The sequence below is a fragment of the Pseudomonas lutea genome (genome assembly GCF_000759445.1).
GTDB lineage: Bacteria > Pseudomonadota > Gammaproteobacteria > Pseudomonadales > Pseudomonadaceae > Aquipseudomonas > Aquipseudomonas lutea.
This window is the reverse complement of record NZ_JRMB01000001.1, coordinates 2,700,047-2,724,342: the sequence shown is the minus strand read 5'-3', so window position 1 is coordinate 2,724,342 and position 24,296 is coordinate 2,700,047. Positions and strand designations below refer to the sequence as shown.

At 59.9% G+C, this 24,296-nt stretch carries 22 protein-coding genes; 14 read left to right on the top strand and 8 right to left on the bottom strand.

Annotation, left to right across the window (positions count from 1 at the left end; all coding sequences use genetic code 11):
* Nucleotides 1–249: 249 nt before the first annotated feature.
* The 4 genes from LT42_RS11750 to LT42_RS11735 are packed head-to-tail and all read right to left on the bottom strand — an operon-like array spanning nt 250 to nt 6,579.
* Nucleotides 250–1,614, bottom strand: a complete 1,365-nt coding sequence (locus LT42_RS11750; protein WP_037012579.1) for a heavy metal sensor histidine kinase — start codon at nt 1,612–1,614, stop codon at nt 250–252.
* Nucleotides 1,604–2,281 (bottom strand): heavy metal response regulator transcription factor, encoded by a 678-nt coding sequence (locus LT42_RS11745; protein WP_037012577.1) that lies wholly within the window; start codon nt 2,279–2,281, stop codon nt 1,604–1,606. The genes LT42_RS11750 and LT42_RS11745 overlap by 11 nt, the downstream gene beginning before the upstream one ends.
* A 24-nt stretch (nt 2,282–2,305) precedes the next feature.
* Entirely contained in the window at nt 2,306–5,446 is a 3,141-nt protein-coding gene (locus tag LT42_RS11740; RefSeq protein ID WP_052075231.1) for a multidrug efflux RND transporter permease subunit, read from the bottom strand.
* On the bottom strand, nt 5,443–6,579 hold the full coding sequence (locus tag LT42_RS11735) for an efflux RND transporter periplasmic adaptor subunit (protein WP_420806880.1): 1,137 nt from the start codon (nt 6,577–6,579) through the stop codon (nt 5,443–5,445). Before LT42_RS11735 ends, LT42_RS11740 begins: the two co-directional genes overlap by 4 nt.
* Nucleotides 6,580–6,917: 338 nt before the next feature.
* Here LT42_RS11735 and LT42_RS11730 point away from each other — a divergent pair, with 338 nt between their 5' ends.
* The 7 genes from LT42_RS11730 (at nt 6,918) to LT42_RS11700 (ending at nt 13,790) form a co-directional block, all read left to right on the top strand.
* Nucleotides 6,918–7,247, top strand: a complete 330-nt coding sequence (locus tag LT42_RS11730) for a hypothetical protein (protein ID WP_037012574.1) — start codon at nt 6,918–6,920, stop codon at nt 7,245–7,247.
* Between the two features lie 330 nt (nt 7,248–7,577).
* Nucleotides 7,578–8,162 (top strand): fimbrial protein, encoded by a 585-nt coding sequence (locus LT42_RS11725; RefSeq protein WP_037012573.1) that lies wholly within the window; start codon nt 7,578–7,580, stop codon nt 8,160–8,162.
* A 78-nt stretch (nt 8,163–8,240) separates the two neighbouring features.
* Complete coding sequence (locus LT42_RS11720) at nt 8,241–8,984, top strand: fimbrial biogenesis chaperone (RefSeq protein WP_037012571.1); 744 nt, start codon at nt 8,241–8,243, stop codon at nt 8,982–8,984.
* Between the two features lie 286 nt (nt 8,985–9,270).
* Complete coding sequence (locus LT42_RS11715; RefSeq protein WP_162835396.1) at nt 9,271–11,697, top strand: fimbria/pilus outer membrane usher protein; 2,427 nt, start codon at nt 9,271–9,273, stop codon at nt 11,695–11,697.
* Nucleotides 11,694–12,464 carry a fimbrial biogenesis chaperone gene (locus tag LT42_RS11710; protein WP_037012569.1) on the top strand — a complete coding sequence of 257 codons (771 nt, stop codon included), beginning with the start codon at nt 11,694–11,696 and terminating at the stop codon, nt 12,462–12,464. Before LT42_RS11715 ends, LT42_RS11710 begins: the two co-directional genes overlap by 4 nt.
* 1 nt (nt 12,465) lies before the next feature.
* Entirely contained in the window at nt 12,466–13,446 is a 981-nt protein-coding gene (locus LT42_RS11705; RefSeq protein WP_037012566.1) for a fimbrial protein, read from the top strand.
* A 110-nt stretch (nt 13,447–13,556) separates the two neighbouring features.
* Nucleotides 13,557–13,790 carry a hypothetical protein gene (locus tag LT42_RS11700; RefSeq protein ID WP_037012563.1) on the top strand — a complete coding sequence of 78 codons (234 nt, stop codon included), beginning with the start codon at nt 13,557–13,559 and terminating at the stop codon, nt 13,788–13,790.
* Nucleotides 13,791–13,838: 48 nt separating this feature from the next.
* Here LT42_RS11700 and LT42_RS11695 read toward each other — a convergent pair whose 3' ends face one another.
* The 4 genes from LT42_RS11695 to LT42_RS11680 are packed head-to-tail and all read right to left on the bottom strand — an operon-like array spanning nt 13,839 to nt 16,586.
* A complete protein-coding gene (locus tag LT42_RS11695; RefSeq protein WP_037012560.1) occupies nt 13,839–14,801 on the bottom strand; it encodes a GlxA family transcriptional regulator in 963 nt (320 codons plus the stop codon).
* A 13-nt stretch (nt 14,802–14,814) separates the two neighbouring features.
* Nucleotides 14,815–15,138: a hypothetical protein gene (locus tag LT42_RS11690; RefSeq protein WP_037012557.1), complete on the bottom strand. Its 324-nt coding sequence runs from the start codon at nt 15,136–15,138 to the stop codon at nt 14,815–14,817.
* A gap of 48 nt (nt 15,139–15,186) precedes the next feature.
* The gene (locus tag LT42_RS11685; protein ID WP_037012554.1) at nt 15,187–15,648 is read right to left on the bottom strand and encodes a GNAT family N-acetyltransferase; all 462 of its coding nucleotides are present in this window, start codon (nt 15,646–15,648) and stop codon (nt 15,187–15,189) included.
* Nucleotides 15,649–15,689: 41 nt separating this feature from the next.
* A complete protein-coding gene (locus tag LT42_RS11680; protein ID WP_037012552.1) occupies nt 15,690–16,586 on the bottom strand; it encodes a chemotaxis protein CheV in 897 nt (298 codons plus the stop codon).
* A 297-nt stretch (nt 16,587–16,883) separates the two neighbouring features.
* Here LT42_RS11680 and hmpA point away from each other — a divergent pair, with 297 nt between their 5' ends.
* From hmpA to cyoE, 7 genes are all read left to right on the top strand, one after another.
* Nucleotides 16,884–18,065, top strand: coding sequence for an NO-inducible flavohemoprotein (hmpA, locus tag LT42_RS11675; RefSeq protein WP_037012550.1), 1,182 nt, complete (start codon nt 16,884–16,886; stop codon nt 18,063–18,065).
* A gap of 332 nt (nt 18,066–18,397) precedes the next feature.
* Nucleotides 18,398–18,907, top strand: coding sequence for a disulfide bond formation protein B (locus LT42_RS11670; RefSeq protein WP_037012548.1), 510 nt, complete (start codon nt 18,398–18,400; stop codon nt 18,905–18,907).
* Nucleotides 18,908–19,377: 470 nt separating this feature from the next.
* Nucleotides 19,378–20,313 carry a ubiquinol oxidase subunit II gene (gene cyoA, locus LT42_RS11665; protein WP_037012546.1) on the top strand — a complete coding sequence of 312 codons (936 nt, stop codon included), beginning with the start codon at nt 19,378–19,380 and terminating at the stop codon, nt 20,311–20,313.
* Nucleotides 20,314–20,316: 3 nt separating this feature from the next.
* Nucleotides 20,317–22,335: a cytochrome o ubiquinol oxidase subunit I gene (gene cyoB, locus LT42_RS11660; protein ID WP_037012544.1), complete on the top strand. Its 2,019-nt coding sequence runs from the start codon at nt 20,317–20,319 to the stop codon at nt 22,333–22,335.
* Between the two features lie 3 nt (nt 22,336–22,338).
* Nucleotides 22,339–22,971 (top strand): cytochrome o ubiquinol oxidase subunit III, encoded by a 633-nt coding sequence (locus LT42_RS11655; protein ID WP_037012541.1) that lies wholly within the window; start codon nt 22,339–22,341, stop codon nt 22,969–22,971.
* Entirely contained in the window at nt 22,972–23,319 is a 348-nt protein-coding gene (gene cyoD, locus LT42_RS11650) for a cytochrome o ubiquinol oxidase subunit IV (protein ID WP_037012539.1), read from the top strand.
* A 10-nt stretch (nt 23,320–23,329) separates the two neighbouring features.
* The gene (cyoE, locus tag LT42_RS11645; protein ID WP_037012536.1) at nt 23,330–24,220 is read left to right on the top strand and encodes a heme o synthase; all 891 of its coding nucleotides are present in this window, start codon (nt 23,330–23,332) and stop codon (nt 24,218–24,220) included.
* Nucleotides 24,221–24,296: the final 76 nt, after the last annotated feature.

Here is a 24,296-nt window from a genome sequence, read left to right as displayed (position 1 = left end):
GAGTGAGAATCGGGACGCGGAGCATCCCCGGCGGCATTACCACGCTCCGCGTGGGAACGATCAACCCTGCGCCGCGGATGCTCCAACGCTTCGTGAGCAAGCTCACTCCCACAGTATCGGGATCGCTCAGGGGTTGAGTCGCGCCGCTGGACGTGTGGGAGTGAGCTTGCTCGCGAAGACGGCATTCCAGCCGCTGAATACGCAGCGGACTTACCACCGCGCGGCGCGCAAGCTCACTCCCTCAACAGTTCAGCACGGCAGATTGATCCCGAACGTATTCACGCCGTCCTCGCTGCGCACGAACACGGTCCCTCCGTGCATCAGCGCGATGGCTTTGACGATCGCCAGGCCCAGGCCATGATTGGCGCCGCTGTTGCTGCGCGAGGCGTCGACGCGGTAGAAACGCTCGAACAGCTTCGGCAAGTGCTCCCCGTCAATCGGCGCGCCCGGGTTGGTGACTCCGATGCTCACATGATCGCCTTCGTCGCGAATGTCCACATGAATCAGCTGCCCCGGCGAGGTGTGCTGCACGGCGTTGTGCAGCAGGTTGATCAGCGCGCGGCGCAGATGAGCGGTTTCGATCGGGGCGCTGGCATCTCCGCGGACCTCAACCTTCACCTGGGCGTCTTCCAGAATGAAATCCAGATAATCGAGCGTCTTCGCCACCTCCTGAGCCAGTGAGGACTGGGTCAACTGGGTGGCCTTGCTGCCCTGATCGGCGCTCGCCAGGAACAGCATGTCGTTGATGATCGAGCGCAGCCGTTCAAGCTCCTCAAGGTTCGATTGCAGCACCTCGAAGTAATGCTCGGCGGAGCGCCCACGGGTCAACGCCACCTGGGTCTGGCCGATCAGGTTGGTCAGCGGTGAGCGCAGCTCGTGGGCGACGTCGGCGTTGAACGACTCCAGTCGCGAATACGCCTGCTCGACCCGGTCCAGCGTCGAATTGAACGACGTCACGAATTGATCCAGCTCTGGCGGTAGCGAGGTCAACTTAAGGCGCCCGCTCAGGCGCGGCGGAGTCAGCTTGCGCGCTTCCAGCGACAATTCCTTGAGCGGTTTAAGGCCGATGCGTGCCACCCAATAGCCCAGCACCGAGGCGAGCAGAATGCCGACGGCTGCCAGACTGATCAGCGCGGTGAGCAAGGAGTGCTGGGTCTGCCAGAAGGTTTCAGTGTTGATCGCGGTGAGAAAACGCAGCGGCGGACGCTGATCTTTTGCCGGGAACTGACTGACCAGCACCCTGAAGGGGTAGTCATGGCCGCTCAGGTTCAAGTCGCGCATGCCGGTCGGCCCTTTGGCGAATGCGCGAATTTCAGCGTCCGGGTTCCCGAATTCATAAACAGGATTGTCGCTGACCACCCAAAAGCGCAGGCGCTTGTCCTCTTCGCTGAGCAGCTTGAGCTTGGCGTTGATCTTCACCCAGTGCTCGGGCGTCCCGTAGCGCTGAACGGCTGATTCAAGCACGCTGTAGCGGGCGTCAACTTCGGCTTCGGGCAACAGACCCAGGCTTTTATCCACTTGCAGGTAGAGCGCCCAACCGATCAGCAAAAACACCAGCAGCGCCACCAGCGCGAACATGCCGCTCAGGCGCAGGGCGATCGAATTACTCGACACGACGGCTCTCCAGCACGTAGCCCATGCCGCGAATGGTGTGCAGCAGCTTATGTTCGAAGGGCCCGTCCAGTTTGGCGCGCAGCCGCTTGATCGCAACCTCGACGACGTTGGCATCGCTGTCAAAATTCACGTCCCAGACCATCTCGGCAATCGAGGTCTTGGACAGGATTTCACCCTGACGTCGCGCCAGCACACTGAGCAGCGAGAACTCCTTGGCCGTGAGGTCCAGACGCACGCCTGCACGCGTGGCCTTGCGGCTGATCAAATCAATCCACAAGTCGGCGACGCTGATCTGCACTGGCTCGTGACCACCACTGCGTCGGGTCAGGGCTTGCAACCGCGCCACCAGCTCGAGAAACGAGAACGGCTTGCCCAGGTAATCGTCGGCGCCTTCGCGCAGACCGCGAATACGATCGTCGACGTTCTCCCGGGCGGTGAGCATGATCACCGGCGTCTGCTTGCGCGCGCGCAAGGCCCGCAGCACCCCATAACCGTCCAGGCCCGGCAACATGACGTCGAGAATGATCACCGCGTATTCGTTTTCCAGCCCCATGTGCAGGCCTTCGATGCCCTCGCGCGCGACGTCGGTGGTGTAACCCTGCTCGGTCAGGCCCCGATGCAGATAGTCGGCGGTTTTCTCTTCGTCTTCGATAATCAGGACACGCATCGGTCCACTCTCACTGTTCGGTGCTCATTTTTCAGCGGCCAATCGGGCGTCCGCCGGCGTGGCTGATGTCGTCGGCGCCGAGTTCGGAGTGGTCGTCGGACGCGGGCGGTGGAAAAGTCGCTCAAGCTGCAGGTAAATCACCGGCGTGGTGAACAGCGTCAACGCCTGGCTCACCAACAGTCCTCCCACGACGGCGATACCCAGCGGCTGACGCAACTCAGCGCCGACGCCATAACCGAGCATCAGCGGCAGGGCGCCCAACAAAGCGGCAAGGGTGGTCATGATGATCGGCCGGAAGCGCGTCAGGCACGCCTCATAGATAGCGTCCCGTGGCGACATCCCGCGTTGACGCTGGGCCTCCAGCGCAAAGTCGACCAGCAGAATGCCGTTCTTCTTGACGATCCCGATCAACAGCACGATCCCGATCAGCCCCATGATGGAGAAGTCCTGACCCATCAGCCACAGCAGCAACAGCGCGCCGATGCCGGCGGAGGGCAGGGTGGAGATGATGGTGAGCGGATGGACGAAGCTTTCATACAGCACGCCCAGAATGATGTACACCGCCACCAGCGCCGCAAGGATCAGCCACGGCTGATTGGCCAGCGAGCTCTGGAACGCCTGGGCCGCGCCCTGAAAGTTACCGATGATCGCGGCCGGCATGCCGATCTCGTTCTTCGCCTGATCGAGCAGAGTGACCGCATCCCCCAGCGCAACCCCGGCGGACAGATTGAACGACAGGTTGGCAGCGGGGAACATCCCGTCATGGCTGATCGACAGCGGGCCCATCTTCGGCGCACCGACCTTGGCCAGTGCCGACAGCGGCACCATCTCCTGGGTCAGCGGCGAACGCAGGTAGAAGTAGTTCAGACTTTCGGCCTTGCCCCGCTGCTGGGGATCAAGCTCGAGAATGACTTTGTACTGGTTGATGTCGGTCTGGTATTCGTTGATCTGGCGCTGGCCAAAGGCGTCGTACAGCGCCTGATCGACGTCTTCGGTGGTCAGGCCGAAGCGTGCGGCCGCGTTGCGGTCGATGTCCAGGTGGGTGACGCTGCCGCCCAACTGAAGGTCGTTGGAGAGGTCGCGGAACGCTGGCAGGGTCTTGAGTTTATCGGTCAGTTTCTGCGTCCAGACATTCAACAGCGCGCCGTCGTTGCTCTTGAGCACGTACTGATATTGCGCACGGCTGGGACCTGAACTCAGGTTGATGTCTTGCCCCGCCCGCAGGTACAACACAATGCCGGGGATCTGCGCCAGTTTCGGCCTGATCCGGTCGATGAACTGGCTGGCCGTCACGTCACGGTCCCCCCGGTCCTTGAGGGCGATCCACACGCGGCCATTGGCGATGGTCTGGTTGCTGCCACTCACGCCGACCGAATGCGAAAACGCTTTCACGGCAGGGTCGGCCGCAATGATCTTTGCCAGCTGTTTGTGTTTCTCGACCATGTCCGGGAATGAGATATCCGCCGCCGCTTCGGTCGTGCCCAGCACCATGCCGGTGTCCTGGACCGGGAAGAAGCCCTTGGGGATCAGCACATAGCCGGCCACTGCGAGAACCAGCGTCAGGCCGAAGACCCCCAGCATCAGCCGCTGATGGGCGAGGGCGAAGCGCACCCCGCGCGCATAGCGTGTCAGCAGCCGTTCACCGAAACCGGGCCTGGCGTGGGGGTCGTGCTTCGGCGCGCGCATGAACAGCGCCGCCAGGGTTGGCGCCAGCGTGAGCGAGACCACCACCGAGATCAGAATGGTCGATGTCGCGGTCAGTGCGAACTCCTTGAACAGCCGGCCGACCACGCCACCCATGAACAGCAGCGGAATGAACGCCGCGATCAACGAGAAGCTGATCGACACGACGGTGAAGCCAATTTCACTCGATCCTTTGATCGCTGCGTCCCGCATGCTCTCGCCGGCTTCGAGGTGCCGATGGATGTTTTCCACGACGACAATCGCGTCGTCGACGACAAAGCCGACCGCCACCACAATCGCCACCAGCGTCAGGTTGTTCAGGCTGAAACCCAGCACGTACATCAGTGCAAAGCTGGCGACCAGCGAGACGCCCAGCACGGCAGTCACAATCAACGTGGCCGACAACTGACGCAGGAACAGGGCCATGACGGCAATCACCAGACCAATGGCGATCAGCAGCGTCATCTCCACTTCATGCAATGACGCCCGAATGGTTTTGGTGCGGTCGCTGAGCACGGAGACGTCCACGGACGCCGGGAGCATTTCCTGCAGCCTCGGCAACTGTCCCAGTACGCGATCGACCGTCTCGACGATATTCGCACCGGGCTGACGGAACACCGCGATGTTCACCCCTTGTTGATCCCCGGACCATGCCCGCACGTAGGCATTCTCCGAGCCGTTGATCACCCGGGCGACATCGCGCAAATGGACCGGTGCGCCGTCCTTGTAGGAAACGATGAGTTGCTCGTAATCCCTGGCCTGAAACAGCTGGTCGTTGGAAGCGAGGGTAGAAATGCTGTCTTTGCCGTACAGCGCGCCCTTGGCAAGGTTGAGGCTGGTCTGCTGCAAGGATGCGCGCAAATCGGCGAGCGTCAGGCCGATCGACGCGAGCTTTTCAGGCGCCGCCTGGACCCGGATCGCCGGGCGTTGCTGACCGCTGATGCTGACTTGTCCGACGCCGTCAATCTGACTCAACTGGCGGGCCAGCAGTGACTCCGTCACGTCGCTGAGTTCGGTGCCCGGCATGAGGTTGGAGCTGACGCTGAGGATTAGCACCGCGCTGTCTGCCGGATTGACCTTGCGCCAGGTGGGCAGCGTCGGCAGATCGGCGGGCAGGCGGCCGGCGGCGGTGTTGATGGCCGCCTGGACTTCCTGCGCGGCGGTGTCGATGCTTTTGTTCAGCGTGAACTGCAGCGTCAGGTTGGTGGAGCCCAGCGCGCTGCTTGACGTCATCTGGGTCATGCCGGGAATGGCACTGAATTGCACCTCAAGTGGCGTCGCTACCGAAGAGGCCATGGTTTCGGGGCTGGCGCCGGGCAACTGGGCCGAGACCTGAATCGTCGGGAATTCAGCTTCCGGCAGCGGCGCCACCGGCAGGCGAGGGAAGGCGATGCAACCCAGCAGCACCAGCGCGAAGGTCAGCAGCACCGTGGCGATCGGGTGGTTGACGCACCAGGCGGAGATCGAACCGCGGCTGTTCATTTGGCGGCCCCGGTCGAATCGGCCACCGCGCTGGCGGGCTCGTCGGTGACCACTTCAATGCGCGTTCCGTTTTTCAGGCGTGACTGACCGTCGCTCACCAGCACATCGTTGGCGTTGACGCCATTGATGAGCATCAGGTCGCTGTCTTGGTACAGCACTTTGACAGGCACCACTTCCACACTGTCACCCTTGACCCTGTACACATAGTGCTGATCGATCCCGCGCCGCACCACTTGCGGCGGAACCTTCAAGGCGTCGCGGTCGACGGCGGTCTGGATCCGCACAGTGACCAGCTGCCCTGGCCAGAGTTTTTCGGCGGCATTATCGAACGTCGCTTTGGCGCGAATGGTACCCGTGGTGGCTGCGACCTGATTGTCGATCAGCGACAGCGTGCCGCGACCCAGCAGCGTTCCGGTCGCGCCTTCGCCGAGATAGGCGTCAACCGGCGCTGGTTTTTTAGCCGCAATCAGCTCATGCAGCGTGGGCAACATCTGCTGCGGCAGGGAAAACTCGACGGCCACCGGGTCGATCTGGGTCACCGAAAACAGGCCCGTCGCATCGCTCACGCGCAGGAAATTACCCTCATCGACATTGCGGATGCCCACCCGGCCCGTCACCGGGGAACGGATCTGCGTGTAGGACAGCTGCACTTGCGCGGCGTTGATCGACGCCTGATTACCCAGCGCCGTTGCTTTGAGCTGCTCGACCAGCGCCTGTTGCTGATCGTATTGCTGCTTCGGGATGCTGTTGTCCACAGTCAGCAGTTTGTAGCGCTTGAGGTCCACGTTGGCCTGGTTCAGTTGCGCCTGACTCTGGCTGAGCTGGGCTTTCGCCTGTTCGAGGGCTGCACGGATCGAGCGGTCATCGATGGTCGCCAACAGATCCCCGGCCTTGACCTGCTGTCCTTCCTTCACCAGCACTTTGGTCAGGATCCCGTCCACCTGAGGGCGGATGACTACACTTTGCAATGACAGCACCGAGCCAATACCGGTGACAAAGCGCGGCACGTCCTCCTGGGTCACGCTGATCACCCGAACCGGCACCGCAACGGGGCCACTGGCCTTTTTTGCCGCGGGGCGGGTCATTGCCCACACACCTGTCACTACGAGCACAATCAGGACGATCGCGAGCATCACAACCTTGTTCTTCTTTCGCATACAGGGACAGGGCCAACCAGTGAATGAAGGGCGGGTACAGAGGAGCCTCCTTTATAACCTTTCGACCCGGTCAGCAAAATGACTGCTACCTGTCAATATTGTCAGCTGGAGAAGGGGCGACGATGAAGCCGGCCAGAAAGAACCCGAGTAAAGAAACCACGCCGCGAGGCGATACCCAAGTAGAAGCCACGAGTTTCGATGAATGAGTTCTACCGTGACGGGGATAATTCCTTACATGCGACTTCGTGAGATCTGAATGCAGGTTCACAGGACCTTGCTTGCCACAGCAAGCGGTCCCACTCCGGAGTGTTGCGATGAAAAGCCACAAGGCTGTTTCGCTGTTGTTCTCGGTCGTGGTCGCCGGCGCCTGCGCCAGCCCTGGCAGTAGCGCCTGGGCGGGGGAGGGCTCTCTCATGTTTCATGGAAGCTTGGTCAATGCCGGATGCAATGGGCAAGTGCTGAACGCCTCTGCCCCGGTGGGCCATGTGAAAACCCTGCAAGCCGGGCCAGACGTCGTCGTCGGCCTGATGCCCGGTGAGGACGCCTGCCGCACGCCCGTCGCCCCGCTTCGGGCGAGCTACACGCGTTTGTATGCCTCGCAACCCGATGCCCAGGCTGGCGTCGTGACGCTGACCTACGACTAGCAGCAGCACCGCCACTTTCCAGAAAACTTTCAAGAGTCCCGGTTCAATTGAGCCGGGATTTTTTTGCGTGGCGTAAGCGCTCGGCTGTCTTCGCTTTCATGGCGTGTGGCCAAGGTTGTGTCACTCTTTTTTCCGGTGGCGCCCGTGCAGGGCCCGGTTTACCGGGGCGGGAAGTAAAGGAGGACTCGTCCTACTGAAGGGTCTGACGCCCGCCACTGTCGTGTCTGTCTGTTCGATGTAGAAGGCCTGACAGCCGCCACCGGGGACGGTGCTTATAGTTCGCCTCGTCCTTTTGGGCACACACGAATCGACACAAGGAACGTCGTTATCATGAAAAAGGTTTCTCTTTCACTGGCCATCGTGGCTGCAATGGGGCTCGGCATGAGCGCCACCGCGAACGCCGCCAACAACGGCAAGCTAGTTTTCAACGGTACGCTCACCAACATAACGTGTGACATCGGCGCTGGCACTGGCGCAAGCCCTGGCACCACGCCTGGCGACATCAACGTCGACCTGGGCAACGTCTCTTTCTCCGACATCGGCCTTTTCGCCGATAACAAAACCGAAACCGCCACGCCGATTCAGTTATTGGTCAATTGCACCGGCGGCGTTGCGCAGTACGACACGGTGAAGATGCGCTTCCTCGCATCAAAGGGAAGTGGTCAGGATGACTCCGACAAGAAACTGCTGCGCACCACGGGTGCGGCCAATGGTGTGGGCATCGGCCTGCTGAACGCCTCCAGTCAGTTGATGGATCTGGGTGGCGATGAAACCATCGATGCGGACCTGATCAAGGACACTGCTGATGGCGCTACCGCTGAGCTTAACTTCGGTGCGGTTTATGTGCTCAACGGCACACCGACCAATCCAGGTAATGCCGACGGGTTCCTGCCATTCGTGATGGATTACGAGTGATGTAGCGGGGCGAGCGGGCATTGCTCGCTCGCCCTCATCACTTTACTTCGTCACTTCGAAACCCAAGACGGGCTCAGCATGCTTCCTACCCTCATTCGCTACTCTGCCGTCTGGCTGGGGTTGCTTCTGGCTGCCCCGGCGCAGGCAGGCATTGTGCTTAACGCCACGCGTGTCATCTATCAGGCCAAGGACAAAGAGGTCAGCTTCGTTGTGAGTAACAGCGGCACCACGGACATCCTCGCGCAGTCCTGGCTGGAAACGGGCAAGGACAGTACCGAGGCTGAAAACCTGCCCTTCGTCGTCACTCCGCCGCTGGCGCGGATGTCGGGCAATGCCCGACAGATGATTCGCATCATCTATGCCGGCGAAGGCTTGCCCGACGATCGTGAGTCAGTGTTCTGGCTCAACGTTCAGGAGATCCCGCAAACGGCAAAGGATAACCAGCTGCAGATCGCGATTCGGCAGCGCATCAAGCTCTTCTATCGACCCGCTGCGCTGAATGGCGATCCGCTGGAAGCAGCAAAAAAGCTCGAGTGGCGGCTGCATGACGGCCGGCTGGAAGTCAGCAATCCCACGCCTTTTCACGTGTCGATGATTCAGATCGCGGCGCGTCAGCAGGGCAAGGCGCTGTTTACCGCGGAAAGCCGCATGCTTGCACCCCGGGAAACCGTGCGGTTTGCGCTCAAATCGCTCGGCAGGGGTCAAGCGATGGATATCGATTTCATCAGCATCAATGACTTTGGCGCCCAGGAGCCCCTCACGGCCAAGGTATCCGAAGGCCAGACGATCCGCGCGATGAGCGCAACCACCGGGTCGCAATAGTTTCTTTCGCAGGACAACACTTTCTTCGGGGCCTTTTCGGTCGCAGTGATGCGGCGTTAGCGCCCTGCGCCTGACAAACAGTCATTTGCCAGTGCGTCGGAATCGAGAACACGAGTGAACCAAGCCAATGGAATGCCGACAGAAAAACAAAGCGTACGCACGGATCGCGATGTGCGCATCACGCACCGAGCGTAGGCACAAAGGCCATGAGCCTTTCAAAAACCGCCCGTTGGCAGTGATTGTCTTTGCATCGTCGTGGTTGGCCCTCACCTCACCGGCAGCGGCCATGACCGACCAGACCGGCGATGTACCCAACGTGAAATTCAATACCTCCTTTATCCAGGGCACAGACCAGCCCGCCGACCTTGCGACGTTTCTGCAAGGCAATAGCGTGGTGCCCGGAAGCTACCGAGTGGACGTGTACATCAACCGTGTGCTGAGCGGACGGCGTGACATCAACTTTGTCGCCAACGCGGCAAAGGGCACCGTTGACGCGTGTCTCACCCTGGACATGCTGCGCCAGCTAGGGATGAACCCCGCTGCGACGGACGGTGGCGATACGGCTCCGACAGAGTGCTTTGATCTTCCGGGACGCGTGGAATTTGCACGGGTCGATTACCAGCCCGCCAGCCTGCGCCTGAACATCAGCATCCCTCAGGCCATGATGTCACGCAGCGCCCGCGGCTATGTACCTCCCGAATTGTGGGACGAAGGCGAGACGGTCGGGTTCGTTAACTACAACTTCAGCGGCGTGCGCCGTACCCTCAGCGGCCGGGCGGGGTCCCAAAATCAGGACCGTTACTACCTGAGCCTGCGCAACGGCGTGAACCTCGGCGCGTGGCGATTGCGCAACGAGTCCTCGCTCACCTACGGCAACGACCAGCCTTATCGCTTTCGCAGCAATCGAACGTTCGTGCAGCGCGACATTACCTCACTGAAAAGCCAACTGACGCTGGGCGAGACGTTCACCGATTCGCAGGTGTTCGACAGCGTCCGGTTTATGGGCGCAACGTTGATGTCCGATGAAGGAATGTTGCCCGACAGCGAGCGAGTATTCGCGCCGGTTGTTCGCGGCATCGCTAATAGCAATGCACTGGTGGAGGTGCGGCAGAACGGCTTCATGCTCTACAGCGGCAATGTCTCACCAGGGCCATTCGAGATCAGCGACATTTACCCCAGCGGCTCCAACGGCGATCTTGAGATAACGGTCGTCGAAGCCGATGGCAGCAAGCATGTGTTCGTCCAGGCCTACGCATCCTTGCCCATCATGGTGCCAAAGGGCGCGTTGCGCTACAGCCTGGCGGCCGGGCAATACGACAGCAATACGCAAGCGGGCGTCTCTCCGGGGTTTGCCGCCGGCACCCTGGTGTACGGGCTGACGGAGCGGTTGACGGCGGCGGGCGGCGTACAGTTTGCCGAGGACTACCAGGCGACCAACATCGGCGCCGGCGTCAATACAGGCTTTGGCGCGCTGTCTCTGGATATCACCCAGTCGCTCAGCCGTCAGCGCGAGCAACGCTACAGCGGACAGAGCCTGCGAGTGCGTTATGCCAATACGCTTGACCTCACCGACACCACCCTTGCGGTGGCCGGTTATCGCTATGCGTCGGATCGGTACTTCACGTTCAACGACCACGTCGAGGCATTGGAATCGCAGTCCGGGTCAGCCGCTGGTCGAGCCAAAGACCGCATTGAACTCACGGTGACCCAGGCATTCCCTGAGCAGCTCGCCTCCTTGAGCCTGACCGGATCCGAGCAACGCTATTGGGATCGCGGCAGTAAGACACGGCAGCTTTATCTGTCCTGGAACTCGGCGTGGCGCAGCCTCAGTTACAGCGTCTCACTGGAGCGAAACCAGACTTTCGACCGCCGTGCCGAGAGCCAGTCGGATAACCGGATTGCGCTGACGCTGAGCTTGCCGCTTGGAAACAGCGCTGGCGCGTCTCGGGCTTTCGCCAACGCAGTGCGCAGCAGCGACGGCGCCTACAACCTTCAGTCAGGCCTGAACGGGCAACTGTTCGACGACCGCAGCAGCTTTTATTCGCTGCAAGCCGGGCACGACAGCCGTTCAGGGTCGTCGGGGTTCGGCAAACTCAGCACGACAACGTCTTTCGGCCGTTTCGATGCGGGTTACGGGCAGGGGAGCGACTATCAGACGGTCAGTCTGGGGGCTTCCGGCTCATTGGTCGCGCATGCAGGCGGGATCAATCTCGGCCAGCCCTTGGGCGAAACGTTTGCGTTGGTGCAGGTGCAAGGGGTCAGTGGTGCGCGCCTGAGCAACTTCAGCAATGTCGAAACCGCCGACAATGGCTACGCAATCCTGCCCTATGCCCAGCCGTATCGAACCAACTGGGTCAATCTCGACACGCGGCAGTTAGGTGCCGACGTCGAGCTCGATAATGCGGTGAATCAGGTTGTGCCCCGGCGCGGCGCGGCGGCTCTGGTCAGCTTTCCTACCGCGGTCGGTCGCCGCGTTCAATTTGAGCTGGTGCGCAGCGACGGCAGCCGATTGCCTGTGGGCGCGGCAGTCGAAGACGAAACCGGCAAGCCGCTGGCCACCGTGGACCCGAGCGGGCGAGCACTGGTCCTCACCGAGCAAGACAGCGGCCAGCTTGTCGTCAAGTGGACGGATCAGACGTGCCGCGCCACGTTCGCACTGCCGCCCAAGGAAGCTCATCGCAGCTTCGATCGCCTGAAGGTGCAGTGCCGATGAACTCTATGCATCTGGCAGGAGCGCTGATGTTGATCAGCGGCATGAGCGAAGGCGCGGTGGCCTTGTCGGGCACGCGCTTGATCTTCGAAGGTCGCTACGACGAGGCGACCCTGGACGTTATCAACCGGGGTGATTCCGAGACGCTGATTCAGACGTGGCTCGACACCCCCACGGCTGATGACGGGAACGGCCATATCAAGGCAGCTGAATTGCCGTTTGCGGTGACGCCCCATCTGGCGCGCATGCCAGCGCAAGGCAGACAAACCCTGCGCCTGCTCTATGAAGGCGTCGGCGTGCCCAGGGACCGGGAATCCCTGCTGCATTTGTTCGTTCTGGAGATACCCCGGCGCAGCCCGGCGGCTCAGCAAATGAGCATTGCCATACGCCAGCGTATCAACGTGTTTTATCGGCCCGTCGGGTTGTCCGGGGACCCGGCGGATGCGCCGCAAAATCTTACGTGGCAGCGCCTCCCTTCAGCGGGCTCAGTACTGAGTGTGCGCAACCCCACGCCTTATCACGTCTCGCTTCAGGCGCTGCGCATCAATGGCATCGACGTCGCCGAATATCGGCTGCTGGCGCCCTTTTCCAATGCAGCGCTCAGTTTGCCAGCGACGTACGTCGAGCACGTCGGGCCTCAGACGCTCACCTTCAAGGCGCTGACCGATTACGGCGGGCAGCGTGAATATTGCGCGTCTTTTCAGGGAGCAGAGTCTTTCGTCGTGCCGCTGAAACAGCCCGGTTCCTCTTCAATCATAGGGAAATGCTGACATGAACATACTTTCCATCCGCAGGTGGCCAGTCATGCTGCTGACGCTGGTGCTGCCTGGCTGCGCCCTGGCAATGACCTGCAAGACCCAGGGCGCTGGCGAATCGGTGGTCCGCGCCGACTTGAGCAGCACCGTCGCGATTCCGGCAACCCTTCCTGATGGCAGTGCCGTGTGGCGCTCCGAGCGACTGAACCTGGCCGTGGAGTGTGCGAAGGAGGAAGCCGGCGGGCCGGAAGAGGTGTTTCTGTACCTGAATCCTGACAACCTGCAGGTCGGGCAGGGCATCCGTGCCGGGCTTACTTTGCGGGGCATTGATTACGTCCAGCCCAATGGGCGCATCCCTACGCAACAGCAGGCACCCGCTTGCACCGACGCAAGCGCTGGGTGCCCGAGTGTCACCTTCGCCCTGCCGTTTTCGGTGTTCATCCAAAAGTACGGTCCGACACCGCCCTCGGGCATCGCCAGCGACTTGCTCGACTACCGGATGTTCCAGCTGGATGGCGGCGCGCTTAGCCCTGACCCGGGAGGCAGGCTCAGCTACGTGATCAACAACCTCGGCGGGTTGCGCTTTGTCGCGTGCAACGCTGAACTGCGGGTCATGCCCGAGACCGTGGACTTCGGCGATGTGGCCATCCGCAATGTGCGCGTAGGGGAACCGGTGGATGCACCCCCTCCACGTTTTGCGCTGGCCACAAGCCGCATCTGTGACTCACCGTTCAGTCTCAACGCACGGATTACACCCGTCTCGGGATTGTTGAAACAGGATGTGCTGGTGCCCGCCAACAACGGCAGCATCGGCATCCGCATTCGAAAAGCGGATGACTCGGTGGTGCCCTACAACGAACCCTTTCACCTGACCGATCAGCTGCAGGATAACTACTCGGCCACCACGGATTTTGTTGCCGAACTCGTGTGGCAGACCGACAAGCCAACAGCAGGCCCGTTTTCGGCGGAGGTGATGGTCGATCTGTTCTACAAATAGCCCGGCGCACCCTGTCTGTTGGCAGAAGCGATCGGGTGACGATTCAGGTATGCTGCGCGGCCCTCGGGCCTTGCCCGTATTCCTCGACCGTCTGCCGTTACGGAGCTTCCATGACCACCCCCGAACACACGCCCGCTCCTGATCTGGACGATTCGGTCGACAGCAATGCGACCTCTGGCGATCCCAAGCCGGCCATCCCGGCGTTCAGCTTCCCGTTCAAACCGGGCGAGCTGTTGCAGGCCAAGAAGGACCATCAGCATTACAAAGGTTCGGGCAAATCCAACCATGACAAACGCCCGGGTGTCGCGCCGTCAGGCACGCGTCGTTCGATGGGCAAACGCTGATTTACTTCGCGGCGCCCAGGCTGCCGGGCAGGCTTGGGCCCGACTCCCTTAGTTTTCCTTGCGAAAGCTGTCCCGGTACTGAGTCGGCGTCACGCCCAGACGCTGGCTGAAACACAGCCGCATTCTTGCGGCGCTGCCAAATCCACAGTGATACGCCACCGCCTTGATGGCCATCTCACTGCCTTCCAGTAAATGCCGGGCGGCATCGATGCGCGCGCGCAGTACAAATTCTGCTGGAGTAACGTTGGCCTCGCGCGCAAACACCCGGGCGAAGGTGCGCGGGCTCATCGCCACCACCTCAGCCAGTCGTTCAACCGAAAACGGTTCACCGATGTGCTCCATCACATGGCGTTGCACCTTTGCCACCGGCGAATCGTCGTCCGCCGACGCCGTGAGGTAGGGGCTGAATTGCGACTGGCCGCCTTGACGCTGGGCGACCACCAGTAGCCGCTTGGCGACCGCCAGCGAAACCGCCGCGCCATGGTCTTCAGTGACCAGCGCGAGGGCCATGTCGATACCCGCCGTGACACCGGCCGAGGTCATCAGCGCGCCGTCACGGACATAAATCCGGTCGGGCTCGACTCGCGCGCGAGGGAACCGGTCGGCCAGTTGCTGCGCGTGGCTCCAGTGAGTCGCAGCCCGTTTGCCATCCAGCAGTCCGGCATGTCCGAGAATGAAAGCACCGGTGCAGATCGAGCCGTAGCGCCCCGCGTGGGGCACGGCGTCCTGCAGCCATCGGGTGATGGCAGGCACCTCATCGCTGTCCGGCAAGAGCGGGCCCCCGGGCACCAGCAGAATATCAACGTCCTGCGGTGCTTGAGCCAGGGAATACTGCGCACCGAGCGGCATGCCATTGGAGGCGACGATCGGGTAGGGCGCCACGCCGATGGTGACAATTTCGTAGCCATCCGCCTGCGGCAGGAAGCGATTGGCTTCGGCGAATACGTCCAGAGGGCCGGCCACATCCAGTGACTGGACGTGAGGGAAGAGCATGATCGCGACACGCCTCATCCGGACGCTTGCCTTATTTCCTGGGCAACGTGGTGACGTTGTCCCACTCGGTGATCAGCGCTTTTTTGTTCTTGCGGTCGTACAGGCACAGCTCGGTGCCGGTCTTGTTTTTCATGAACGCCTGTTTGTACTGGCCTTTGATCAACAGCGCGGTGAACCCGACGCTGTCGTCGAAGGCGGCGTCGGCCCCGGCGGGCTTGGCATTTTTGAGCGAACTGGCGCTGACACAACTGTCGACCAGGGTTTTGTTGAAGGCTGCCCAGGCGTCAGGGCTGGAAGCGCTGGCTTGACCAGCGGCGGCGGTTAGAACGAGCAACAGCGCAGTGTGCATCTTCACGGGCAGGCGTCTCCATGTCGCGAGTGAGGAACCGGCCCCGGCGCAGGTTCAGCGCGGGTCGAGTTCGTGGCGCTGAATATATTGCATACCGGCGCGCTCATACAGCCGGCGTGCACGCAGATTGCTTTCCATCACCTTGAGATCGACATGCCCTTCACCGCGCTCGCGGTAGGTGGAGAATACCCGGTTCAGGAGCGCCAGCCCCAGACCGCGACGGTGCGCGCGGGGGTGAACCACCAGATTGCGGATAAACGCGCTGGTCCAGCACTGCGCCACGGCGACCACGCCCTGTGCATCTTCAAGGATCAAGCACAAGGCCCGGTCAGATTCAGGATCAGTGTCGAAAGCATCCAGCCATACGGGGAAGTCCGCGACGCGGCCGCCGCCGTGCTCGCGCCCCGCTACCAGCAGTTGGTGCACGGCAGCGGCATTCTGTGGGGTGAGTGGCACCTGACGCACGTCGGCGGGCCAGACCCCATCGGCCGTGGCAGCGCCGAGGTCCCGACGCATCAGCCAGTAATGCCCGGCGGAGGCGTCGTTCGCGGACGGGCTCAGATTCCCTGAGCTTCGACCGTGCGTGCGGCTTCGATCAAGCATCGTGTCAGCTCGGGCGAGGAAAACTTGGTCAGAACGGCGTTGGCACCTGCGGCGTTGGCCTTTTCTGCGTTCATCGCGCTGTCAAGTGAGGTATGCAGCAACACGTACAGCTCCTGGAAGTCAGGCGTCTCCCTAAGCGTCCGGGTGAGCGCGTAGCCGTCCATCTCCGACATCTCGATGTCCGACACGACGACGTTGATCTGTTGCGCGGTACCTTGCAGTTCCAGCAATTGATCGATGGCTTCGCGGGCACTGCGGGCTGTGTGGCATTCGATGCCCAGGTTGCGCAGGGTGATAACCGATTGTTGCAGCGCCACCTGACTGTCATCAACCACCAGTATGCGAGCCTTGGCCAGCACGGCAGCGTCCTCGCTGCGCAACTCGGCCGGTTCTGCGACGATCCGCGCCGGGGCGATACCGTGGATCACCTTCTCGATGTCGAGCACTTGAACCAGCGTCCCGTCCACCTGCGTCACGCCTGTGATGAATGACTTGTTCCCTGAGCCGAAGGGTGGTGGGCGAATGTCGGTGGTCAGGCAGTGAACGATCTTGCTGACCGCCTGCACGTGCAGCCCCTGCTTCGAGCGGCTGACGTCCGTGACAATCAGGCAGCCGCCGGCAGGATCCTCCAGGGGACGCTCGCCAATGGCACGACTGAGGTCGATCACCGACAGCGGGTTGCCGCGCAGCGTGGCAACGCCTTTGACGTGAGGATGCGATTCCGGCAGCCGCGTGAGGGGAGGGCAGGGGATGATCTCGCTGACCTTGAGCAGGTTGATCGCCATCAGTTTTCCGCTGCGCAACGTGAACAGCAGAAGCGAGAGTGAATCTGCGCGGACGTTCTTGGACATATAAACCTTCTGTGATGCGTTGCCTGGCCGCGTGGAGTCGGCCAAAAGCTTTCGATGACGGTTTATCGACCCGCTCAACCCAGGCTTTAACGGTTTTGCCGCCAGAGGCCGTTCGGCCCGTCTCTCGGTCCTTGACGCTAGCGTCAAAATGACACTGACGGAGTCATTTTGACCACAGCTGCTAGCAGGTCAAATTGACTGGCAAGCCCCGAAACCGCTGATTTTACGGCTCGCCGCCAATGGCACGATTCGTGAAATACCGAGGTATCCCTTACACATCACCCTCAGGAGTTTTCAATGTTGACCGCATCGGATCGTGCCATCGTCAAATCGACCGTACCACTGCTGGAAAGCGGGGGAGAAGCACTGATCACTCATTTTTACCAGACGCTGCTCAATGAGTATCCGCAAGTGCGTCCCTTGTTCAATCAGGCTCACCAGGCCAATGGCGACCAGCCCCGTGCGCTCGCCAATGGCGTGCTGATGTACGCCCGTCACATTGATCAGCTGGACGAACTCGGCGATCTGGTTGCCAAAATCATCAACAAGCATGTCGCGCTGCAGATTCTTCCTGAACATTACCCCCTCGTCGGCACATGCCTGCTCAGGGCGATACGCGAAGTACTGGGCGCGGAAATCGCCACGGATGAAGTGATAAGCGCCTGGGGCAAAGCCTACGGCCAATTGGCTGACATCCTGATCGGTGCAGAAAAAGCGATCTATGACGAGAAAGCCCAGGCGGTCGGCGGCTGGCGTGGCGCACGTGCGTTCAAGGTGGTCGGCAAAACCCCGGAAAGCGCAGAGATCACCTCGTTCTATTTCGCCCCGGCAGACGGTCAGCCCATTCTGCAGTTCACGGCCGGCCAGTACATCGGCATGCAGCTTCATGTAAACGGCGAGGAAATACGCCGCAATTACTCGCTGTCGGCGCTGGCTGGCAACAATCAGTACCGCATCAGCGTGAAGCGCGAACCCGGCGGCGTCGCGTCGACTTACCTGCACGATCATTTGCAGGTAGGCGACAACATCAACCTGTTCCCGCCATCGGGGGAGTTCACGCTGGCCGACAGCGACAAGCCGCTGGTTTTGATCAGCGGAGGGGTCGGCATCACGCCGACGCTGGCAATGCTTGAAGCGGCGTTGCAAACGGGGCGCCCTGTCCATTTCATCCACTGCGCGCGCAACGGCTCGGTGCACGCATTCAGAGACTGGATTGAAACGCTGGCAAGCCAGCATCCGCAGCTCAAGCGTTTCTACTGCTACGCCGAGGATGACGGCGTAAGCCCGGCGGCGCATGCCACAGGCTTGCTTGATCAGTCGCGACTGGAGAGCTGGCTGCCGGAGAGCCGCGACGTTGATGCTTACTTTCTGGGCCCGAAAGGCTTCATGGCTGCTATGAAGCGGCAATTGAAAGCAGCCGGCGTCCCCGACGCACAGGTGCATTATGAGTTCTTTGGTCCTGCGGCAGCTTTGGAATAGTCGCTGCGACAATTAGACGCATCCTACATATATATAGGAAGGCGGGGCGTTGTGTCGGGAGTGCGACAAAAGGCCGCACGCTTCTATATATAAGAAGGGCGTTCAAAGGCGCACGATGGCTCTTGAATTGAAGTGTTAACGCCTGGGTAATGCATGCGTGTCCACCATCGCCAGGTAATGGCGGTGGCGAGCAAGCCGGCCGGATTGCTGCATCGCCTGCCGCTCGATGAACGAGATGTCGGGACGGTGCTAGAATCGCTGCCTTTGCGGCGGGCCCGCCCCGCGCACTCTGCACCGCCGATCCGGGTGACTCCAATTCAAAGGGTATGTGAATGACTGACGAGATATTGAACCTGCGGCGTGAAAAGCGGTTCCTGGTATTGCTGGGTATCATCTGCCTGGCCTTGATCGGCGGAGCGTTGTACATGCAGGTGGTGCTGGGTGAGGCCCCTTGCCCGTTGTGCATTCTGCAACGGTATGCGCTGTTGTTCATTGCCGTGTTTGCCTTCATCGGTGTTGCAATGCCGGGGCGTGTAAGCCTGACGATTTGTGAGGCGCTGGTGGTTCTAAGCGCGGTGGGCGGGCTTTTGGCTGCCGGGCGTCACGTCTACATCCAGACGCACCCGACCGAGAGCTGCGGCATCGATGTGCTGCAGCCGATCGTCGACGGTCTGCCCCTGGCATCGTTGTTTCCGCTCGGTTTTCAGGTCGGCGGTTTCTGTGAGACGCCATATCCGCCAGTTCTGGGTTTGTCTCTGGCGCAGTGGGCATTGGTGGCTTTTGTGCTGACCGTTGTGCTGGTCCCGGTGGGAATTATTCGCAACCGGATGAAAGCACGCTGATTACAAAGCGTTGCGTAACAAAGCCTCCGTTTCGCTTCAACAAAACAGGGGCTTTGCGATGATTCAGGGTGCGACATAACACCGCATTTTTACTGAATACGAAATTAACTGTTGCGCAGAAACTTATAGTCAATAAAACTTTACGTATCTACAATCGCCCCCAATTCACGCCACCCCCTCATTTGCGGGACGGTGTAAATCGAGGTCATGGAGCGTCTTTTCGCTTCGGTAGACGCGGTTCGAATGGCCTCCCGAGTTACGTTTTGAATGTCTGCGCCAAGGGATTTGGTCCGCCTAGGCGGGTGCCACCATTCGAATAAGAATCCACAGTTAAATCCGGAAATGTTGCGAGGCCACATGCTTCCTGACAGGCCCCTTTTCAATCCAAGCATTTGCCAGCACCTGGCAGGGTGAAGTGTTGGCGGTCGAAACCCAACTGCGATGCGAAAGCTGCTTTTAGAGGTCGTGAGATGAGTAAAAAAAGGTACCCCAGGTTTTTTGGCTTCTTGGCCCTTTTCAGCATGCTCCTGCTCAGCGGGTGCGACTACACCTTGCTGGATCCAAAAGGCCATGTCGGCATTCAAGAGCGTGATCTGATCATCACTGCCACCTTGCTCATGCTGCTGGTGGTGGTGCCGGTCATTTTCATGACCATCATCTTCGCCTGGAAGTATCGCGCTACCAACAAGAGCGCGACGTATACGCCTGATTGGGCGCATTCAACCCGGATTGAACTGGTGGTCTGGCTGGTTCCATTGGCCATCATCATCGTTCTCGGCTATGTCACGTACAAGTCGACCCACGCGCTGGACCCTTACCGTCCGCTCGAATCCGACGTCAAGCCAGTGACCATCGAAGTGGTCGCCCTGGACTGGAAATGGCTGTTCATTTACCCGGAACAAGGCATTGCCACCGTCAACAAGATCGTGTTCCCGGCCAACACGCCGATCAATTTCCGAATCACCTCTGATTCGGTCATGAACTCGTTCTTTATCCCTGCATTGGGTGGCCAGATCTACGCGATGGCCGGGATGCAGACTAAGCTTCACCTTATCGCCAACGAAAATGGCGAGTTCGACGGCATCTCCGCCAACTACAGTGGCGCAGGTTTCACCGGCATGAAATTCAAGGCGACTGCCACCTCGCAGGCTGACTTCGAAGCCTGGGTTGCCGACGTCAAGAATTCACCGAAGCAACTGGCAACGGCTGAATACTCTGCGCTGGCCAAGCCCAGCGAGCGTAATCCCGTTGAACTCTACTCCTCGGTCACTCCGAACCTGTTCCAGATCATCATCGACAAGTATGAAGGTATGAAGCCGGGCAAGATTGTCCACGAGAAGAAAGAAGTGGCGGGTACGGAAGGGATGGAAATGGGTAAGCATTCAGCTGCGCAGGCAGAGGAGTAAACGATGTTTGGTAAATTAAGTCTGGACGCGGTTCCGTTCCACGAACCGATAGTCATGATCACGCTTGCCATGATCGCTATCGGCGGCGTGGCGGTTTTGGGGCTGGTCACGTACTTCAAAAAGTGGACCTACCTGTGGACCGAGTGGCTGACATCTGTCGACCACAAAAAAATCGGCGTCATGTACATCATCATCGCGATGGTCATGCTGCTGCGTGGTTTCTCCGACGCCATCATGATGCGTTCCCAGCAGGCGCTCGCCGTCGAGGGATCGCCTGGCTACCTGCCGCCTGAACACTATGACCAGATCTTCACCGCTCACGGTGTGATCATGATCATCTTCATGGCGATGCCGTTCTTCACCGGTCTGATGAACATCGTTCTGCCTCTGCAGATCGGCGCTCGTGACGTGGCTTTCCCGTTCCTGAACTCCTTGAGCCTGTACCTGCTGATCTCCGGCGTGGTTCTGATCAACGTGTCTCTGGGTGTTGGCGAGTTCGCACGTACCGGTTGGGTTGCCTATCCGCCGCTGTCAGAACTGGGCTATAGCCCGGGCGTGGGCGTGGACTACTACATCTGGGCACTACAGCTTTCAGGACTGGGGACAACGTTAACCGGGGTCAACTTCCTGGTGACGGTCCTGAAGATGCGTACGCCTGGCATGAAACTCATGGACATGCCGATCTTCACCTGGACCTGCACCTGGGCCAACGTCCTGATCGTGGCTTCGTTCCCGATCCTGACCGGCACCCTGGCATTCCTGACGCTTGACCGTTACCTGGACTTCCACATCTTCACGAACGAATTGGGTGGTAACCCGATGATGTACGTGAACCTGTTCTGGGCGTGGGGTCACCCTGAGGTATACATCCTGATTCTGCCGGCGTTCGGTGTCTTCTCCGAAGTCATCTCGACGTTCACCGGCAAGCGTCTGTTCGGCCACCACTCGATGATCTACGCCTCTGGTGCGATCTCGATTCTGGGCTTCATGGTCTGGCTGCACCACTTCTTCACCATGGGTTCGGGTGCAAGCGTCAACGCCTTCTTCGGTCTGGCAACGATGCTGATCTCCATCCCGACGGGTGTGAAACTGTTCAACTGGCTGTTCACGATTTATCAGGGTCGTCTGCGCTTCACCGCGCCCGTGTTGTGGACCCTGGGCTTCATGGTGACGTTCTCCATCGGCGGTATGACTGGCGTTCTGCTGGCCATCCCGGGTGCCGACTTCGTCCTGCACAACAGCCTGTTCGTGATCGCGCACTTCCATAACGTGATCATCGGTGGTGCCGTATTCGGTTACATCGCAGGCTTCGCGTTCTGGTTCCCTAAAGCGTTCGGCTTCAAGCTGAACGAGAAGTGGGGCAAGGCAGCGTTCGGTTTCTGGATCAGCGGTTTCTATGTCGCCTTCATGCCGCTCTACGCATTGGGCTTCATGGGCATGACTCGTCGTCTGAACACCACTGAAAACCCGGAATGGACGCCATATCTGTATGTGGCTTTCGTAGGTGCCGTCCTGGTTGCAATGGGTATTGCCTGCCAGCTGATCCAGATCTACGTGAGTATTCGTGACCGCGAGCAGAACCGCGATCTGACCGGTGACCCATGGAATGGCCACACCCTGGAATGGTCCACTTCGTCGCCACCGCCGTTCTACAACTTTGCAGAGCTGCCAAAAGCGAACGAGATCGACCCGTTCTACGCCGCCAAGCGTGATGGCGAGGCGTACAAGGTTCCGGCCAAGTACTCCGACATCCACATGCCTAACAACACGGCAACAGGTCTGGTGATGGGCGCGCTGTTGACGGTCTTCGGTTTCGCGATGATCTGGCACATCTTCTGGCTGGCCGCTGTCAGTCTGATCGGTACCATCGTCTACTTCGTGATTCACGCTGCACGCGACGATCAGGGCTTCATGGTGCCTGCATCCGAAGTGGCACGTATCGAAGGCGAGCAGCATGCGATCCTGGCCAAGGTTCGCAATGACCAGACAAACACTCCTGTCAACAAGCTGGAGCAGGCATAAACAATGTCGAACTTAGTATTTGATGGTGCGAAGGGTCACGACCACGGTCATGACCACGAGCACGACCATGGTCACCACGACGCCGGCGAGATGAAAATCTACGGCTTCTGGATCTACCTGATGACCGACTGCATTCTGTTTGCGTCGATCTTCGCCATTTACGCCGTACTGGTTAACAACGTTGCAGGCGGTCCTGCGGGCCACGACATTTTCGAACTGCCGTACGTGCTTGGCGAAACCGCCTGCCTGTTGCTCAGCTCGATCACCTACGGCTTCGCCATGCTGGCGATGCACAAGGGCAACAAGTCGGGCGTGTTGGGCTGGTTGTTCGTGACCTTCCTGTTCGGCCTGGGCTTCATCGGTATGGAGGTCAATGAGTTCCACCTGCTGATCTCCGAAGGTTACGGTCCTAACCGCAGTGGCTTCCTGTCGGCGTTCTTCACGCTGGTCGGCACCCACGGCCTGCACGTGACCAGTGGTCTGATCTGGATGGCGATCATGATGTATCAGGTCTCCAAGCATGGTCTAACCAATACCAATCAGACTCGCCTGAGCATGCTCAGCCTGTTCTGGCACTTCCTGGACGTTGTCTGGATCTGCGTGTTCACCGTTGTCTATCTGATGGGGACCATTTAAATGGCGAATTCACATCATTCCCACGACGCTGCCAGCCACGAACCTGCAAGCCACGGTAGCTTCAAGTCGTACATGGTCGGTTTCGTACTGTCGATCATCCTGACCGCGATTCCTTTCGGCCTGGTGATGTTCCCGACCATTTCGAAAGTGGCCACGCTTTGGATCGTTCTGATCTTTGCAGCCGTTCAGGTGATTGTTCACCTGGTGTACTTCCTGCACCTCGACCGCTCGGCAGCACAGCGCAACAACGTGATCGCGTTTGCCTTCGCTGGCCTTGTGATTGTGTTGTTGGTTGGCTTGAGCACCTGGATCATGTTCAGCATTCACACCGCCATGATGGCGAAGTGAGGAAAACCTGATGTCACTGAAGCACTTTATCCAAATCACCAAACCGGGGATCATTTTCGGTAACGTGCTTTCGGTGGCAGGTGGCTTTTTTCTGGCGTCCAAGGGGCATGTCGACATCGGCCTGTTCCTGGCCGCGGTGATCGGGACTTCGCTGGTAGTGGCTTCTGGCTGCGTCTTCAACAACTGCATCGATCGAGACATCGATGTAAAGATGGAGCGCACCAAAAACCGTGTGTTGGTGCAGGGCTTGGTGTCGGTGAAGCTGGCGTTGATTTACGCCACGGTGCTGGGCATTCTCGGTGTCGGCTTGCTGTACACCCAGGCCAATGCCCTGGCGGCGCTGTTTGCCGTCATCGGCTTCGTGATCTACGTCGGCTTCTACAGCCTGTACCTGAAGCGCAAGTCGGTGCATGGCACGTTGGTGGGCAGCCTTTCAGGCGCAATGCCGCCGGTGATTGGTTACGTCGCGGTCAGCAACACCTTTGACCTTGCGGCGCTGACATTGCTGGTGATGTTCAGTCTGTGGCAGATGCCTCATTCGTACGCAATTGCGATCTTCCGCTTCAACGACTATCGCGCCGCTTCGATTCCGGTACTGCCGGTCAAGCGCGGGATTCGGGTTGCCAAGCGGCATATCCTGATCTACATCCTGGCGTTTCTGCTGGCGACCTTGATGCTGACCTTCGGCGGCTACGCCGGGCTCAACTATCTGGCCGTTGCGGCGGCGATGGGCATGTACTGGTTGTACATGGCCTGGACCGGCTACAAAGCCAAGGACGATACCGTTTGGGCACGTAAGCTGTTCGTGTTCTCCATCTTCACGATCACTGCATTGAGCGTGGCGATGTCGCTGGATTTTCAGGTAACTAAGGAGTTGCTGGTCACTTACGCAGCGCCTTAGTCCTCCGGAATGAAGTCAAAAAAACCCGGTTGCTCGCGAGAGCAACCGGGTTTTTTTCGACCTGAATCAAGCGTCG